The sequence below is a fragment of the Marinitoga aeolica genome, assembly GCF_029910535.1.
GTDB lineage: Bacteria > Thermotogota > Thermotogae > Petrotogales > Petrotogaceae > Marinitoga > Marinitoga aeolica.
The window spans coordinates 1,223,278-1,241,772 of sequence record NZ_CP069362.1; the positions used below are offsets into that span (position 1 = coordinate 1,223,278).

The window sequence follows — 18,495 nt, forward strand, 5'->3', positions numbered from 1 at the left end:
ATGAAAACCGCAATAATAACAGGGATAACAGGACAAGATGGTAGTTATTTAGCAGAATACTTACTAGAAAAAGGATATGAAGTACATGGATTCATAAGAAGATCATCTTCTTTCAATACAAAAAGAATAGATCATTTATATAAAGATCCTCATGAAGAAAATGTTAGATTATTCCTACATTATAATGACTTAACAGACTCAACAAATATAATAAGATTAATACAAAAAATACAGCCAGATGAAATATACAATTTAGCAGCACAAAGTCATGTAAAAGTAAGTTTTGAAATACCAGAATATACAGCAAATTCAGATGCGTTAGGAACATTAAGAATATTAGAAGCAATACATTTACTAGGATTAGAAAAGAAAACAAAATTCTATCAAGCAAGTACATCAGAATTATATGGAAAAGTACAAGAAATACCACAAAATGAAAAGACACCATTCTATCCAAGAAGTCCATATGCAGCAGCAAAATTATATGCATATTGGATAACAGTAAACTATAGAGAAGCATATAATATGTTTGCATGTAATGGAATACTATTCAATCACGAATCAGAAAGAAGAGGAGAAACATTCGTCACAAGAAAAATAACAAGAGCAGCAACAAGAATATTAGTAGGAAATCAAGAAAAATTATACCTAGGTAACTTAAGTGCAAAAAGAGACTGGGGATATGCAAAAGATTATATAAAAGGAATGTGGATGATATTGCAACAAGAAAAACCAGATGACTATGTACTAGCAACAGGAGAAACACATGAAGTAAGAGAATTCTGTGAAAAAACATTTAATAATTTAGGAATAGAAATAGAATGGAAAGGAATAGGAATAGATGAAAAAGGAATAATCAAAAAAATAGATAAAAATAAAACAAAAGAAATAATAGAAAAATTAAAAGAAAAACATCCAGACCTAAAAGAATTTAAAATAAATACAGATCATCTAAAAGAAGGACAAGAAATAATAGCAGTAGATCCAAAATATTTCAGACCAACAGAAGTAGATATATTGCTTGGTGATCCAACAAAAGCAAAAGAAAAGTTAGGATGGAAACCAGAAACAACATTTGAAGAATTAGTAAAAATAATGACAGAATATGACTTAGGATTAGCAATAAAAGAAAAACACAGAAATGAATGGATAAAAGAATAAAAAATAAAAAAAATATAAAAAGATAAATAAAAACAAGGGGATGTAAAAATGGAAAAAAATGCAAAAATATATGTAGCTGGACATAGAGGATTAGTAGGTTCTGCAATAGTAAGAAAACTAAAAGAATTAGGATATACAAATATAATAACAAGAACACATAAAGAATTAGACCTAACAGATCAAAAAGCAACAAGAGAATTCTTTGAAAAAGAAAAACCAGAATATGTATTCCTAGCAGCAGCAAAAGTAGGAGGAATATTAGCAAATAACACATACAAAGCAGAATTCATATATCAAAATATAATGATAGCAGCAAATGTAATAGAAGCATCATATAGATATGGAGTAAAAAAACTACTAAATCTTGGATCATCATGTATATATCCCAAATATGCAAAACAACCATTAAAAGAAGAATACTTACTAACAGGAGAATTAGAACCAACAAATGAACCATATGCAATAGCAAAAATATCAGCAATAAAAATGTGTAGATATTATAATGAACAATATGGAACAAACTTCATAAGTGTAATGCCAACAAACCTATATGGACCAAATGATAACTTCAATTTAGAAACTGCACATGTATTACCAGCATTAATAAGAAAATTCTATTTAGGAAAATTATTAAACGAAGGAAATTATGAAAAAATAAAAGAAAACATAAAAAAATATCCAATAGGATTTGGATTAGATAAAGAAATAGATGAAAATAACAATGAAACAATAGACAAAGTATTAAAACAAGTAGGAATAACAAAAGAAAACATAACATTATGGGGAACAGGAGAAGTATATAGAGAATTCTTGTATGTAGATGACATGGCAGATGCATGTGTATATCTAATGAGAAACGTAGATGCAGAAGAAATGGGAAAGATATCGCCAGATTATTTTGTAAATATAGGAGCAGGAAAAGATATAACAATAAAAGAATTAGCAAAAATGATAAAAGAAATAATAGGATACCAAGGAGAAATAATACATGACACAACAAAACCTGATGGAACCCCAAGAAAATTATTAGATGTAACAAGATTAAATAAATTAGGATGGAAATATAGTGTTGAATTGGATGAGGGTATTAGAAGAATTTTTGAATATTTATATTAGTTATCTGAATATTCTAACAATTTGAGAAAAAATAAGTGAACTCATTTTTCAAGTAAACAATAAAATCATTAAAATTAATTTAATTTCATTAGAATTATTATTTTGATTAGAAAAAAGATTAAAAATAGAATCATTTTATTCAATAATCAAAAAAAGAAGAAATATGGGTAAATAATTATAAAACCTTTGAAGAAGCAAAAATAAAAATATTTGAATACATAGAATCATTTTATAACAGAAAAAGAATACATAGTTCTATCAATTACATGACTCCACAAGAAAAAGAAGATGAAGCCTTAAAATTGTTAGAAAAAAGTTACATTGCTTAAAATGCTATTTTTTTAGTTAAACTTAGCCTGCCCACCGTTCTTGGATAAGACCATTAATCAAATCATTATTTATTTTTATAAAATCTAAATTATTAACTATATGAAATTGTTGAAAAGGAAGGTGTTTAATCGATTTCAACTAAGACAAATATTTATAATTATAAAAAATTATTAACTTTTCCAAACTTTTTTAATAATAGTAATGCTTAAGAATAGCTTTATAAGAAGAAAATTTTTCCTGTAAAAAGAATAATGAGTTTTTTAAAAAAATTATATCAATAATACTGAAGATAAAAATAATTTTTTAATAAAAGTGTGTTTAGGATCTAAGCTAATATAAATTTGAGTGTACTTATATCTACATTTTGGACATATAAAAGATAAGTCAATTATTTGGAAATATACTGTTGAACTAAAAGAGTCTCCGGTAATAAGTCAAGAGGAAAATAAAAAAAACAATGAAAATTAACAAGGATGTAAAACAACAAGAATTCAGAATAAAACGATAGAAAAAAGACTAAAACAAATATTATGCACAGGGTGCAAAAAATAGAATTATTTAATTGTTTAGTTAATTGTATTGCTTAATTATCACCATCATCCTTCAAAAATACCATATTTTTAGAAGGTTGAGATAATTCAATAGGATTATAGGATGAATTATTTTTAAGCATATAATAAATACTTCTAACTAATTTTCTGGCAGTAAAAATAACAGTCGCTTTGTGAGATTTACCTTGAGCTCTTTTCTTTTTGTAATAAGATTTAAGTACAGGATCATACCTAATAGCACAAGAAGCTGCTTGATATAGGTAATATCTTAGATATTTATTACCTCTTTTGGATAAATCTTTGTGATTATCAGTTTTTTTACCAGAATCATTTAAATCCCAGCGTAGTCCAGCATAAGAAGATAATTTAGAATCAGATGCGAAATTATCAATATTAATAATTTCAGAAATAATAGACATAGATAAAACAACAGAAATACCTGGTATAGTATCAAGAGTAGTGTTTAAACGTTTAAAATATAAGTTTAGTTGTTTGTCAATACGATCGATTTGAGATTTCAAAAGTTTAATTCTATCAAAAGCAAGAGCAATATTAAAATTAGCTGTATTAAAATCATTCAAAGTAGAACGATAAATCTTAGTAATAATAGACTTAAGTTTCTTAGCAAAGTCAATACCGAGTCTTCTTTTATATAAAGAAGAAACTAAATTGAATAAATCATTAATAGACTATTAACAATATCTTCAGCAGAATAATCAGATAAAATATTAATATGATATCTAGAACGAGTAATTTCTCTAAGAGATTCAAAAAAAGAATCTTTAGGAACAAAAGGAGTAAGATTCTCAGGAAACTTAATAGCAGTTTTTTGAATAACTTTAGCATCTAATTTATCAGTTTTAGGCCAATTAAGAATCTTTCTAGTATTATGAACATCAGAAGGAGAAACAAAAAACAACTCATCAAAACCGTGAGATTTAAGAAAAACAAAAATGTTTTTAGAATAAACACCAGTTATAAGCAAAAGCAACATCTTTGCCCTTGAAAATAGAAACAAGTTTCTCATAACCATCAATAGAGTTATCAACAACACCTTTGATAGAATTATCAAGATAAAAATCAAGCTTATCTTTAGAAACATCAATACCAACAAACAACATAGAAACACAACCTTTCAGAATTAGCTTCTAACTCTGGGTATATAAGAAAAGAACCTTATGGTACGTAGGAGCTCAAACTCATTCTCCGGTAGCAATTCAACTTATATACCAAAGTTAGTCAGACTATTCAAAGCGCCTTTTGTGCAGGAGGTGACAGAATTACTTTAGTTATATAATAACTCAGAGTTAGAATACTTTTTTTAAAAATAAATATCATATTTATTAATTATATGAAAACATTATACATAAGAATATTTCTTTGAAGAGGAGAGGAAAAATGTTAGAGAATTCTGAGAAATTGCGAGTAAGATTAATAGTTATTACAATAAATTACAATTCAGCGGAATATACATTAAAAGCTATAGATTCTTTCATTAAAAATCATCAAGGGTTATTATATAAATTAATTGTAGTTGATAATAACTCTTTAAAAGATGATTATGAAAAATTGCTAAAAAACATTCAACAAATTAATACTAATAATAATATAATAATAATTAGATCAAATAACAATTTAGGATTTTCTAAGGGAAATAATTTAGGTTTGAAATATGCTTATGATAACTATATATTTGATTATCTGTTATTAATGAATAATGACATAATAATACATACAAAAGGATTATTAAATAAAATGATATATGATATAGAAAAAAAAGGTTCTATATATGTAGCTGAAATGCCATTAATAAATAATATTAAACAAAAAAAAGAAGCTGAAAAACAAATTCAAATTAGAAAAATTCCAAATCTTTTTAGCTTATTTATAGTCTCAAGTCCAATTTTAAATAGAATATTTTTTCCAGTAAAAAATAACTTTATATATAAATCGAAAATGCCATTTAAAAATGATGTAGATGCTTATGTTCTTTCTGGAGCTTTTATGCTTTTATCAAAGAGATTTATAAATATGATCAAATATTTTGACGTTGATACATTCTTATATGGAGAAGAAATTATAATAGGTTATCAAATAAAAAAATATGGATACAAAGGATTTTTAAATACGAAATACATTGTTGATCATGTTCAAGGTGCTTCCTCTGAAAAAAAATCATTTTCTGGTTTTACATTTTTTCATAAATATAAAAGTGCAAGTATATTTGCAAAAAAGTATTTAAAAGCGAAAAAGTATTATCTTTTTTTCTTTAAAGTAAAATTTATTATTGAGGCATTTGTTTTAGATATGTTAATAAATAAATCAATAAAGGAATTTTTAATATTTTATAAATTATTGAAAAAACTATAAATATTTAAAGGTGTAATATGGAAAGAATGGGAAAAAAGATAGAAAAAAAATTTATTCTAGCTATTTTAATATTTCAGATTCTTTTTTATTTAACAGGTCCTTTAGAATACATTGGGATAAATAATAGAATAGTTACTATTTTTTCATATATGTTAATTTTTATGGTTTTATTAAGTATTGATAGAACTATAATTTTTAAATTATCAGTATATAGAGCGTTCTTATTTATATATATTACTTTAAAATTTCTTTTTAGTATATATCTTAAAATACCTCTTTTACAAATTGGAGTGGCATATTCTAAATTTTTGCTTTTATTATTATTGTTGCAATTTATTGAAGAAATGAAAGCATATTTTTCTATTAAAAAATTTGAAAAAATGTATATAATTTTTATTTCATGGTTATTATTAATTTCTATTATTCAATATGGAAAAATAGAGCCTTTTTCAACTATCTTTACAGAATATGGTGGAAATTTTATTAGCGGTAGAATATTCTTAGATAATTTTTATTTAAGAGTTAATGGTGGAATTGGAGGAACGGTAATTGATTTTGCAGTGCTATTAATTATATTTTATTATATTATAATTTTTTCTAATATAAAAAAAACATTATTTATTATTTTAAATATTTCTTTTATTATAATGTTTTTTTTATCTTTCTCAAGAGTTTCTATTCTCTCTCTTTTTTTTATAATACTGAGTATTTTTATTAGATATAGTGATAAATTATATAATAAAAAAATTTTTATAATATTTATTATATTATTATTATTATTTAATGTTATATTTATTATTGTAGCGAGGGATTTATTAATATCATTTTCTGATTTATTTTTAAATAATAAGATTGAGGATATTAAAGAAAGAAGAGTTTCAACATGGTTGAATGCTTTTAAAGAAGTTAACTTTAGAATACTTATTGGGAATGAATTTGGTAAAAATACAGGATTACCAATAAAAGATAATAAAAATATAACAGATAGTTTTTTATTTTCTATATTAGATGATTTGGGTATAATTGGATTATTTATATATATTTTGGTTATTTTGGAACCAATTAATAAATTAAGGAAAAAGATATCAAAAAAATATTTTTTGATTTCTATCGTTATGATAATTAATATAATTTTTATACAAATTATAAATAGTGCTTTTTTTTATCATTTAAATATTATTAATTATTCCATATTAATTTTATTTATTAGCAAAAAAACAACAAGCAAAAAATAATTTTATTCACAATTTAGACAATAAATTTATTGTTAAGATAATTGCTTATCTTTAGTTATTAGAGAATAAAAAAATTTTTTTGCAAAATAAAAAATTATTGAGTTTACGTAGTGAATTTTTTTATGTATTCAAAAAGTAGAAATAAAAATGACTGGATCTAACCAAAAAAAGTGGGCACCAAAAAGTTAACAAAGAATAGTATAATAAAAACAGAAAGAAGGTGACCCATATGAGTAGAAATGGTAAAAGGTATAGTGATGAATTCAAAGAACAAATAGTAGAATTGCATGAAATGGGAAAAAAAGTGTATGACTTAAGTGACGAATATGGCATAAGTGCAGTAACAATATATAATTGGATAAAAGAAACAAAACCAGTAGCAGACGGTGAATTTAGTAAAAAGGAATATGATAAAATGAAAAAAGAAATACAGCAATTAAGAATGGAAAATGAAATATTAAAAAAAGCTACAGCCATATTCGCACGAAAACAACAAGAGAAATAGTGAAATTCATAGAAAAATACAAAAAATATTATCCAATAAAAATGATATGTAAAGTATTAAAATTTGCAAGGAGCACATATTATAAAGCAAAAAATCATAAAAAAAGTAATCTAGAAAAGTTCAATGAAATACTGGATCAAAGAATATTAGAGATATATAATGAAAGTAAAAAACGTTATGGAGCACCAAAAATACAAAAAGTACTAGAAAAAAACGGTATAAAAGTTAATATAAAAACGGTTCAAAAAAGGATGAAAAAATTAGGAATCCACTCAATAGTAATAAAAAAATTCAAAAATCACAAAACAAAAGAAGAAATCAAACAATTGCCAAACATAATAAATCGAGATTTTGAAACAACAACGATAAACCAGAAATGGTGTGGAGATATAACTTATATAAATATACAAGGAAAACTGGCTGGACATACTTAGCAAGTGTAATGGATATGCATACAAACAAAATAATAGGATATTCATACTCTAAAAAAATGGATAAAGAACTAGTAATAAAAGCAATGAAAAATGCATGTATAAATATAAAAGAAACACAAGGAATCATATTTCACAGCGATTTAGGAACTCAGTATACAAGTAAAGAATTCAATAAATTATTAAAAGAAAAAGGCATTCAACATTCATACAGTAAAAAGGGAACACCATATGACAACGCAAAAATAGAATCATTTCATTCAATAATTAAAAAAGAAGAAATATATGTAAATAGTTATAAAACCTTTGAAGAAGCAAAAATAAAAATATTTGAATACATAGAATCATTTTATAACAGAAAAAGAATACATAGTTCTATCAATACATGACTCCACAAGAAAAAGAAGATGAAGCCTTAAAATTGTTAGAAAAAAGTTACATTGCTTAAAATGCTATTTTTTTAGTTAAACTTAGCCTGCCCACCGTTCTTGGATAAGACCAGACACTTATTAACTCAATATTAAAATATTAAATTAGATAAGAATTGATAAAAAAATTTTCAATTCAATATTAGCACAAAAGAAGGATGTTTGAGATTATTTTATAAAAAGGGAAGCTGCTTTATGTTCTTTATATGATATCTTTTTTAAAAAACCTGAATATTTTTTATAGAAAAAAGAAAATTTCTATATGGAGAGGCTTTATTTATCTTAAAAATAAGAGAAATTTATATTTATTGTTGTAAATTGTAAAATATTTTTGTATTTATAGTGGAGGTATATTATGGCATTTACTACATGTGTTGTCATGTGCACATATAATGGTGAAAAATTTTTAGAAGAACAATTAGATAGCATTCTTAACCAAAGTAAAAAAATCGATAAGATTTATATTACTGATGATAACTCTACGGATAATACAATTGAAATTTTGAAAAAATATGAAAGAGAATATTATGAGATTATTGATTTAAAGATTAATGATAAAAACATTGGGTATATAAAAAATTTCGAAAAAACATTAAAAAGAGCAAAAGAAGATATTATATTTTTGGCTGATCAAGATGATATATGGCAAAAATATAAAATTGAAAAAATATTAAAATTTTTTCATGAAAATCCATGGAAATCTTATGTATTTTCTGATGCATATTTAAAAGAAGGAGATCAAATAAAAGATTATTCACTATTTGATATTTATTTTAAAAAAAAGAAAAGAAAGCATTATGAAAAAAATCCTATAAAATCATTGTTACCTAAAAATTTTGTAACAGGAGCAACTTTAGCTATTCAAAAAAAATATCTAAATTATGCATTTCCATTTACAGGAAAAATTCCACATGATTATGAAATAGTTTTAAAATTGTCATATTTTAGTGAAGGTGATTATATTGAAGATAAATTGATAACCTATAGAATGCACAAAAACCAAACAATGGGTGTTCATTATGGCATAAAAAAATTTTTTCGTATAATTAAAAATTTAGATGAAGTATTCAATAAGGAAAAAAATATATTGTTATTAAACAATTTATATAAAGCATTTGAAGAAATTAATCATGCGTATAAAAACAACTCAAATCAAGAAATAGAAAATTTAATAGAAAATTATATAAGTTTTTTAAAATTTAGAAGAGATCTATATTTATCAAATGAAAAAAAAATAAAAATTTTTAGTAGATTAAGGGATTATTTAAAGTTTGACAATTTTAATTCTTTATTTAAGGATATATTTTCAATATAAGATGATAATTATGAATAACAAAATCTTATTTGAAGAAGATTTTGTGTATATTAAGATTATATGTCACGAAAACATAAGGATAAACAAACTTAAACAATTTTTAATTCATAACAATGAAAAGATCAATTAAAAAATACAATGCAATCCATACAGAAATTAAACAATTCTTGTTATTAACATATTAAACATTTTTTTGAAAAAGTTTTTGATGGATTAAACATTTCAGCAAGAAATTTTTTCATTTAAAATTTTTTGGCTTGACCCCATAATATTGGAGAAGAAATAAGGAAAACTCATTTTTTTACAAAAGCAATAAAATTATTAAATTTAATTTCTTCTAAATTAGAATCAAAATCGTGATAAGAAAAAAGATTAAACATAAAATCTAGTGTAAAATAATTTAAAGAACCGTGAGGCCTTAAATTATTGTAAAAATAATGTATGAAATATAATAATTATAAACATCATCAATATAATCAAATTCAATAGGTTCAATAAATTCATGTTGAACGCTAGAATGAAAAGATTCAATATAAGCTTGAGAATTAGTATTATTCTTGTACCAAAATTCATGGATAAATTTAATTCTTCTATGAAAGCAGAAATAATTTTAGAAAATGTCCATTATTAGGAGTAGATCCCCTAAATTCAATAGATTATATAACTGTATCAATAAAATTCTCAGTTTTAATAGAACTACCAATATAAACCACCAATAGATCTATCAAAAGCATCGATTATACTAAGAATAGGAATATAGCCATAATATTTAGTGTGATAAAAATTTTTTCAATATTCATTAATCAGCAATACTATATTTTAAAATCCTCTTCTAGGATCTTTGCAGGGGTGTAATTCTAAAACGGTTAATTTTTTTACTAATCCATAAAACTTTTTGTGATTAACAATAATATTAAACCTTTGCCTAGCAGATAATTTTTTAGAACCAAGAGTTTGGTAAAAAACTTTAGATTAGTGTTATTAACAACAGATAACAATTCAAAGAATAATTTTTTAATATATTTATAGAAACTTTTTTGTCATCAGTAGTATAAGAATAAGCCTAAAAAGTAGATATTTATTCACGTACAACAGTATCAAAAAAATGTAGTATTGTAATAAAAGCTACTAGAACTAATATTATAAGAACTTAAAAATAGTAAAAACACCATAATTTTTATATTTAAAAATTATCAAAAAGTTCCAATAAAAGTTATAACTTCTGGCTATTTTTTAAAAAGTTAATTCGTCTTCAGTATTTTAAGAAACAATTCTTTTTCAAGAAGAAGACGTTCATAATATTCGGTTCTTTATTCTATGAGGTGATTACGTTAAAAATAAAAAGAAAAAGATAATATTTTCAAAAAATTAAGAAAAAACTAGATTCAGATTTCCGGTAGACAGTCAAATGAATAAAAAAGAGGTTAATTAAGAATATTTTTTTGAAGAGGAGGCATTTATGAAATCAATAATACTATCAGGAGGTTCAGGAACAAGATTATATCCAATAACAAAAGCAGTAAGTAAACAATTATTGCCAGTATACGATAAACCAATGATATATTATCCATTATCAACAGTAATGTTATCAGGAATAAGAGAAATATTAATAATAACTAACCCAGAATACATAGAATTATACAAAAGATTATTTGGAGATGGCTCACATTTAGGATTAAGAATAGAATATAAAATACAAGAAGAACCAAGAGGATTAGCAGATGCATTTTTAGTAGGAGAAGAATTCATAAATGGAGATAAATGTATGCTAACCCTTGGAGATAATATATTCTATGGTCAAGGATTTAGTTCCATGTTAAAAAGAGCAGGAAGTTTAGAAAAAGGAGCAGTAATATTTGGATATTACGTAAAAGATCCAAGAAGTTATGGAGTAGTAGAATTTGATGAAAATGGAAAAGCAATAAGCTTAGAAGAAAAGCCAGAAAAGCCAAAAAGCAACTATGCAATACCAGGATTATATTTTTACGATGAAAGAGTAGTAGAATTTGCAAAACAATTAAAACCATCAAAAAGAGGAGAATTAGAAATAACAGATTTAAATAGAATATATTTGGAATTAGGGGAACTAACAGTAGAAAAATTTGGAAGAGGATTTGCATGGCTTGATATGGGAACATATCAAGGATTACTAGAAGCATCAAATTTTGTAGAAACAATACAAAAAAGACAAGGTTTCTACATAGGATGTATAGAAGAAATTGCATATAGAATGGGATATATAAATAGAGAAGAATTATATAGACTAGGAAAAGAATTAGAAAAAACAGAATACGGAAGATATTTAATGGAAATAGCAGATGGAGTGAGAGAATGAGTAAATTCAAAAAAATAGAAACACCAATAGAAGGATTATATATAATAGAACCTACAGTATATGGAGATAACAGAGGATTTTTCATGGAAAGTTGGAACAAAAAAGAATTTCAAGAAATAGGATTAAACATGGAATTTGTACAAGATAATCATTCAAGATCAACAAAAGGTGTATTAAGAGGATTACACTTTCAAAATCCTCATTCACAAGGAAAACTAGTAAGAGTAATAAAAGGAATAGTATATGATGTGGCAGTAGATTTAAGAAAAAATTCAAAAACATATGGTCAATATTATGGAATAATATTATCAGAAGAAAACAAAAAAATGTTTTACATACCAGAAGGATTTGCACATGGATTTCTAGTATTAAGTGAAACAGCAGATTTTATGTACAAAACAACAGATTATTATTGTAAAGAATGTGATGGCGGAATAATATGGAATGATCCAGATATAAACATACAATGGCCATTAAAAGAATATGTAATAGAAAAACCGATATTATCAGAAAAAGACAAACAATTACCAACATTAAAAGAATATAATGAAAAGAATATATAAGAAAAAGGAAAAAATAAAAAAAGAAAAAAACAAGTATAGAAAATAATAAATAAAAGCAAGGAATGATAAGCGTGAAAATATTGATAACAGGAGCAAAAGGACAATTAGGACAAGAATTTCAAAAATTATTCCAAAAAGTTAAAATAGAATATATACCAACAGATCATGAAGAATTAGATATAACAAATCTAAAAAAAATAAGAGAATTTGTAAAAGATAAAAATATAACTCATATAATTAACTGTGCAGCATATAATCTAGTAGATAAAGCAGAAGAAGATTGGAAAACAGCATATAGTGTAAATGGGTTAGCAGTAAAAAATTTAGCAATAGTAGCAAATGAAATAAATGCAGAACTAATACATTACTCAACAGATTATGTATTTGGAGGAAATAAAAACGAACCATATACAATATATGATAAACCAAATCCCATAAACAAATATGGAAAAAGTAAAGAATTAGGTGAAAGGTTCATACAAAATATAGCAAATAAATACTACCTCATAAGAGTAAGTTGGGTATTTGGAATAGGAAATAACAACTTTGCCAAAAAAGTAATACAATGGTCAAAAAACAATGAAGTATTAAAAATAGCAGATGATGAAATAAGTGCACCAACATATGCAGTAGATTTAGCAAATGCAACATATAAACTAATACAAGAAAAAGCATATGGATTATATCATATAACCAATACATCATGTTCAAGATATGAATGGGCAGAATATATACTAAAAAAAATAAATTGGAATAGGAAATTAGAAAGAGCAAGTAAAGATGATTTTAATTTACCAGCAAAAAGACCTGGATATTCAGTATTAGATAATTATGGATTAAAAGAAACAATAAACTATGAAATGCCAACATGGCAAAATGCAACAGAAAGATTCTTAAAAGAATTAAAAGAAACGGGGGAAATATAAAATGAATATACTAGTAACAGGAGTAGCAGGATTCATAGGAAGTAACTTTGTATATTATTACTTAGAAAAATACAAAGATAGAAAAATAATAGGACTAGATAAACTAACATATGCAGGAAACTTAGAAAATTTGGAAAAATTAACTCCAGAACAAAAAGAAAGGTTTGTATTCATAAAAGGAGATATAAACAACCAAGAATTAATAGAATACATATTCGAAACATATAAAATAGAAGGAATAATAAACTTTGCAGCAGAAAGTCATGTAGATAGATCAATACATGATCCACAAATATTCTTAAAAACAAATGTAATAGGAACACAAACATTACTAAATGTAGCAAAAAAATACTGGCAAAAAGATACACAAAAATTTATAGATGGAGTAAAGTTTTTACAGATATCAACAGATGAAGTATATGGTTCATTGGGACCAACAGGATACTTCACAGAAAAGACACCACTAGATCCACATAGTCCATATTCAGCAAGTAAAGCATCAGCAGACTTAATAGTAAAAGCATATTATGACACATATAAAATGCCAACAAACATAACAAGATGTTCAAACAATTATGGACCATATCAATTTCCAGAAAAATTAATACCATTAATGATAAACAATGCATTAAACCACAAAAAATTACCAGTATATGGAGATGGAAAACAAATAAGAGATTGGTTATATGTAACAGATCATTGTAGAGCAATAGATTTGGTATTTGAAAATGGAAGAACAGGAGAAGTATATAACATAGGAGGACATAACGAAAAAGAAAACATATACATAGTAAAAAAGATAATAGAAATACTCAGAGAAAAAACAGGAGATAAAGAAATAAATGAGAAATTAATAAAACACGTAAAAGACAGACTAGGACATGATAGAAGATATGGAATAGATCCAACAAAAATAAAGGAAGAATTAGGATGGGAACCAGAAATAATGTTTGATGAAGGAATAGAAAAAACAATAGAATGGTATTTAGAAAATCAAGACTGGATGAAAAGAGTAATTTCTGGTGAGTATTTGGAATTTTATGAGAAGAATTATGGAGGGAAAAAATGATACATAAATTACTATATTATATAAAATTATATAGTTTTAAAAAAAAATGGAGGGAAAAAAACAAACATAATGAGACTAGTCCTGTAAATTTGTTTCCCATAGAAATTGTCAAAGTAGGAAATTATTCATATGGACCGCTTGAAGTACATTCATGGGGTGCAAATAATGAAAGATTAGAAATAGGAAATTTTGTTTCTATAGCTTCTGGTGTAAAATTTATTTTGGGAGGAAATCACACAATAGATACATTTTCAACATACCCTTTTAAGGTAAAATTTTTAGGTGAAAAAAGAGAAGCATGGTCAAAAGGTCCAATAGTAGTGGAAGATGATGTATGGATAGGTATGGATTCAATGATTTTATCAGGGGTTAAAATTGGGAAAGGAGCTATTATTGCTGCTAGGAGTGTTATCAGTAAAGATGTTCCACCATATGCTATAGTTGCCGGAAATCCAGCTAGGGTTATTAAATTCAGATTTAAAAAAGAATTAATTGAAAAATTATTAAAAATTGATATTGAAGAAATTTTGACACAAAATTTTATTAAAAATAATATAGATATTTTATATAATAAATTGGATGAGAAAATATTAAATATAATTTTTTTTAATAATATGAGGTGACAAATGGAAACGTTGAGATCATGGTTTAATAATAATAAAATATATTACAAAAATTATAATTTATTAACTATATTGGTTGCTAAAAAGTATTTACAAATTCTTAATGAAAATTATTATTCAATGAATATAAAACTTAAATTAAAAAAAATAATTGAAAATCTCATTATAAAATATTCACATATTTTTAAACCTAAAATTTTAACATCAAGAATTAATAGTTTAGCTAATAAAAATTTTTATATTGTGAATTTTAATCCCGATGAGGTAAAGACTTTTCTTCATATACACAATATTATTAAATTTGATAATAACGCCGTTGTAGGTACAGTTTCGAAGAAAACTTATAAATATTATAAAATGTTAAAAATTCCAGTAATATTTTTTGATATTAAATATAAGTTAAAACATGATAAATTTACTTTTGATAAAAATTTTTCAGCGAATGAATTTTTAATGCTACATAGAGCAGCAGCGTTGATTGATACATTAGAAAAAACTATTATCAAATATCAATATCCAAAAACTTTGATTACAGTTCAAGATTATTATTATTTTGATTCTATTTTTGCTAATTTTTTTAAAAATAAAATACCAACAATTACTCTTCAACATGGCTTGATATCAAAGATGGAAAATAAAGATAATTCTTTATGGAATTTTGTATTTTCTGATTATATTATTGTTTGGGGAAAATCACAAAAAGAAATTTTAAAATATTATAATATTAATGAAAGCAAAATAAAAGCTTTAGGAACCGCAAGATATGATGACTATTTTATAAATAATATAAATAATATAAATTATAATACAAAAATTATTGATAATAAAATTTTATTTAGCATACAACCACTTAATTTATTAGAAAAAGATTTAATAAACTATATGATTAAGCTTATTGGCAAAATAACAAAAAATAATGAATATGAGTTATTTTTAAGATTTCATCCTGGAAATTCTAAAGAAGCGAAAAAAGAATTTATAAATTCTTTGAAGCGGGAGAATATAATCAATTTTAAAGTATCGGAAGAGGAAGATGTTATAAAAGATATAATTAGTTCAAGAATTGTTCTTTCGAATAGGAGTGGAATTGCATATGAAACAATGTTATTTAATAAACCTCTAATTGAGTATTATTCAATTGATAATAATACTTTCGACTACAGAAATGCTGTAATAAATGCTCTGGATATCGATGAAATAATTCAATATATAGATAGAATATTTAAAGAAGAAAAATTTTTATTAGATGTATTAAAAAAACAAAAAAAATTTATTAATCAGTATTTTAAACAACCCCCTTCAAGTAAAAGAATTTTAGAATTTATTAATAACCAATCTAAAAAATCTGGAGGTAAATAAGATGATAAATGGGAAATCTTTATTAATTACAGGTGGAACTGGATCATTTGGAAAAATGTTTACTAAAATATTATTGGAAAGTTATGATCCTAAAAAAATAATTATATATTCTAGAGATGAATTTAAACAGGATGTAATGAGGAAAGAATTAATGTTTAAGTATCCAGATAAAATGAATAAATTAAGATTTTTCATTGGTGATGTAAGAGATAAAGAAAGATTATATAGAGCATTTGATGGAGTAGATTATGTAATTCATGCAGCTGCAATGAAGCAGGTTCCAGCATGTGAGTATAATCCATTTGAAGCAATAAAAACAAACATACACGGTGCTCAGAATATAATAGATGCAGCTATTGATAGAGGTGTAAAAAAAGTAGTTGCTTTGTCAACAGATAAAGCTGTCAACCCCATCAATTTATATGGTGGTACCAAATTAGTCTCAGATAAATTATTTATTTCAGCTAATGCTTATTCGGGAAGCAAAAATACAATATTTTCAATAGTTAGATATGGAAATGTTGCTGGTAGTAGAGGATCAGTAATTCCATTTTTTAAAGAATTAATTGAAAAAGGAATAAAAGAATTACCTATAACAGATTTTAGAATGACTAGATTTTGGATAACCTTAGAACAAGGGGTTGATCTTGTTATCAAAGCATTAAAAGAATCAAAAGGTGGGGAAACATATATATCCAAAATACCATCATTTAAAATTACAGATTTAGCTCAAGCAATGTTACCTGGATGCAAAATGAAAGAGATTGGTATTAGAGAAGGGGAAAAATTACATGAAGTTATGATAACAAAAGATGATTCTAGAACAACATATGAATATGAAAAACATTATATAATTTATCCACATTTTGACTGGTGGAACTTTGAAAGCCATTTTACTCCTGGAGGAAAGTTAATAGAAGAAGGATTTGAATATAATTCTGGAAATAACTCAGAATGGTTGACTGTAGAAGATTTAAGAGATTGGCTAATCAAATTGAATCTAATGCCAAATATTGAGTGAAGGTGATACTGTGAAAATTCCATATGGCAAACAATGGATTGATGAAAAAGATATAAAAGAAGTAGTGAAAATACTGGAAAATGACTGGATAACTCAAGGACCAATGGTAGAGAAATTCGAACAAAAAGTTGCAGAATATTGTGGAGTTAAATATGCTGTAGCTGTTAATTCTGGTACTGCAGCATTACATGCAGCATATTTTGCAGCAGGACTAAAATCTGAAGATGAAATAATAACATCTCCTATTACATTTACTGCAACTTCAAATGCGGCATTGTATTTAGGAGCAAAACCAATATTTTGCGATATAGATATTAAAACATATTGCATTGATATTGAAAAAATTGAAGAAAAAATAACCGATAAAACTAAAATAATAACTCCAGTATCGTATGCAGGATATCCTGTAAACATAGATAAAATAAAAGAAATAGCAGATAAATATAATTTGATAGTCATTGAAGATGCTGCTCATGCACTTGGTGCAATCAGGAACGGAAAAAAAGTTGGAATTGATGCAGATATGACAATATTATCTTTTCACCCGGTTAAGCATATAACAACTGGCGAAGGTGGTATGATATTGACAAATGATGAAAAATATTATGAAAAATTAAAATTATTTAGAACTCATGGAATTACCAAAGATAAAAATAAAATGTTAAAAAACGATGGAGCTTGGTATTATGAAATGCATGAATTGGGATATAATTATAGAATACCAGATATATTATCTGCATTAGGTTATTCACAAATGGACAAATTAGAAATGTTTATAGAAAGAAGAAATTATATAGCAAAAAGGTATAATGAAGCATTTAGAAATAATCATAAAATAACAATTCCACCGGTAGTAGATAATAATTCTAGACATGCATATCATTTATATCCATTATTGATTAATGATAAAAATAAAAGAAAATATGTATTTGATAGATTAAGAGAAGAAGGAATATACGCTCAAGTGCATTATATCCCTGTACATTTACAACCATATTATCAAAAAAATTTGGGTTATAAAAAAGGAGATTATCCTATTGCAGAAGATTTTTATTCCAAAGAAATATCATTACCAATGTATCCAAAAATGACAGAAGAAGAAATTAATTATGTAATAAATACTGTAGATAAAATATTAAAAGAAATATAAAGAAGGT

16 protein-coding genes and 2 pseudogenes are annotated in these 18,495 nt (G+C 24.7%); 15 read left to right on the top strand and 3 right to left on the bottom strand.

Features of this window, described 5'->3' with window-relative positions; translation table 11 throughout:
* From gmd to JRV97_RS05760, 3 genes and pseudogenes are all read left to right on the top strand, one after another.
* Positions 1-1,161 (top strand): GDP-mannose 4,6-dehydratase, encoded by a 1,161-nt coding sequence (gene gmd / locus JRV97_RS05750; RefSeq protein ID WP_280997084.1) that lies wholly within the window; start codon positions 1-3, stop codon positions 1,159-1,161.
* Positions 1,162-1,209: 48 nt separating this feature from the next.
* A complete protein-coding gene (locus JRV97_RS05755) occupies positions 1,210-2,277 on the top strand; it encodes a GDP-L-fucose synthase family protein (protein WP_280997086.1) in 1,068 nt (355 codons plus the stop codon).
* 124 nt (positions 2,278-2,401) lie between these two features.
* Positions 2,402-2,606 (top strand): annotated as a pseudogene (locus JRV97_RS05760) (IS3 family transposase); the annotation flags it as partial.
* A 584-nt stretch (positions 2,607-3,190) separates the two neighbouring features.
* Here the strand turns inward: JRV97_RS05760 and JRV97_RS05765 are convergent.
* The 3 genes from JRV97_RS05765 to JRV97_RS05775 form a co-directional block, all read right to left on the bottom strand.
* Positions 3,191-3,739 carry a transposase gene (locus JRV97_RS05765; protein ID WP_280997088.1) on the bottom strand — a complete coding sequence of 183 codons (549 nt, stop codon included), beginning with the start codon at positions 3,737-3,739 and terminating at the stop codon, positions 3,191-3,193.
* Between the two features lie 83 nt (positions 3,740-3,822).
* Positions 3,823-4,152 (bottom strand): IS110 family transposase, encoded by a 330-nt coding sequence (locus JRV97_RS05770; RefSeq protein ID WP_280997091.1) that lies wholly within the window; start codon positions 4,150-4,152, stop codon positions 3,823-3,825.
* Positions 4,118-4,279, bottom strand: a complete 162-nt coding sequence (locus tag JRV97_RS05775) for a hypothetical protein (RefSeq protein WP_280997093.1) — start codon at positions 4,277-4,279, stop codon at positions 4,118-4,120. Before JRV97_RS05775 ends, JRV97_RS05770 begins: the two co-directional genes overlap by 35 nt.
* A 277-nt stretch (positions 4,280-4,556) precedes the next feature.
* Here JRV97_RS05775 and JRV97_RS05780 point away from each other — a divergent pair, with 277 nt between their 5' ends.
* From JRV97_RS05780 to pseC, 12 genes and pseudogenes are all read left to right on the top strand, one after another.
* Positions 4,557-5,528 carry a glycosyltransferase gene (locus JRV97_RS05780; RefSeq protein WP_280997094.1) on the top strand — a complete coding sequence of 324 codons (972 nt, stop codon included), beginning with the start codon at positions 4,557-4,559 and terminating at the stop codon, positions 5,526-5,528.
* A 17-nt stretch (positions 5,529-5,545) separates the two neighbouring features.
* The gene (locus tag JRV97_RS05785; protein ID WP_280997096.1) at positions 5,546-6,763 is read left to right on the top strand and encodes a hypothetical protein; all 1,218 of its coding nucleotides are present in this window, start codon (positions 5,546-5,548) and stop codon (positions 6,761-6,763) included.
* Between the two features lie 229 nt (positions 6,764-6,992).
* Positions 6,993-8,147, top strand: a pseudogene (locus JRV97_RS05790) (IS3 family transposase).
* A gap of 335 nt (positions 8,148-8,482) precedes the next feature.
* Positions 8,483-9,442 carry a glycosyltransferase gene (locus JRV97_RS05795; protein WP_280997098.1) on the top strand — a complete coding sequence of 320 codons (960 nt, stop codon included), beginning with the start codon at positions 8,483-8,485 and terminating at the stop codon, positions 9,440-9,442.
* A gap of 1,459 nt (positions 9,443-10,901) precedes the next feature.
* Positions 10,902-11,777: a glucose-1-phosphate thymidylyltransferase RfbA gene (gene rfbA / locus JRV97_RS05800; RefSeq protein WP_280997100.1), complete on the top strand. Its 876-nt coding sequence runs from the start codon at positions 10,902-10,904 to the stop codon at positions 11,775-11,777.
* Entirely contained in the window at positions 11,774-12,340 is a 567-nt protein-coding gene (rfbC, locus tag JRV97_RS05805; RefSeq protein ID WP_280997102.1) for a dTDP-4-dehydrorhamnose 3,5-epimerase, read from the top strand. Before rfbA ends, rfbC begins: the two co-directional genes overlap by 4 nt.
* 62 nt (positions 12,341-12,402) lie before the next feature.
* Positions 12,403-13,266, top strand: coding sequence for a dTDP-4-dehydrorhamnose reductase (gene rfbD / locus JRV97_RS05810; RefSeq protein ID WP_407081541.1), 864 nt, complete (start codon positions 12,403-12,405; stop codon positions 13,264-13,266).
* Position 13,267: 1 nt separating this feature from the next.
* Entirely contained in the window at positions 13,268-14,335 is a 1,068-nt protein-coding gene (gene rfbB / locus JRV97_RS05815; protein ID WP_280997106.1) for a dTDP-glucose 4,6-dehydratase, read from the top strand.
* Complete coding sequence (locus tag JRV97_RS05820; RefSeq protein ID WP_280997108.1) at positions 14,332-14,958, top strand: CatB-related O-acetyltransferase; 627 nt, start codon at positions 14,332-14,334, stop codon at positions 14,956-14,958. Before rfbB ends, JRV97_RS05820 begins: the two co-directional genes overlap by 4 nt.
* Positions 14,959-14,961: 3 nt before the next feature.
* On the top strand, positions 14,962-16,317 hold the full coding sequence (locus tag JRV97_RS05825; RefSeq protein ID WP_280997110.1) for a UDP-N-acetylglucosamine 2-epimerase: 1,356 nt from the start codon (positions 14,962-14,964) through the stop codon (positions 16,315-16,317).
* A 1-nt stretch (position 16,318) separates the two neighbouring features.
* Complete coding sequence (pseB, locus tag JRV97_RS05830; protein WP_280997112.1) at positions 16,319-17,338, top strand: UDP-N-acetylglucosamine 4,6-dehydratase (inverting); 1,020 nt, start codon at positions 16,319-16,321, stop codon at positions 17,336-17,338.
* Positions 17,339-17,348: 10 nt separating this feature from the next.
* Positions 17,349-18,488, top strand: coding sequence for a UDP-4-amino-4,6-dideoxy-N-acetyl-beta-L-altrosamine transaminase (pseC, locus tag JRV97_RS05835; RefSeq protein ID WP_280997114.1), 1,140 nt, complete (start codon positions 17,349-17,351; stop codon positions 18,486-18,488).
* The last annotated feature ends 7 nt before the right edge of the window (positions 18,489-18,495 follow it).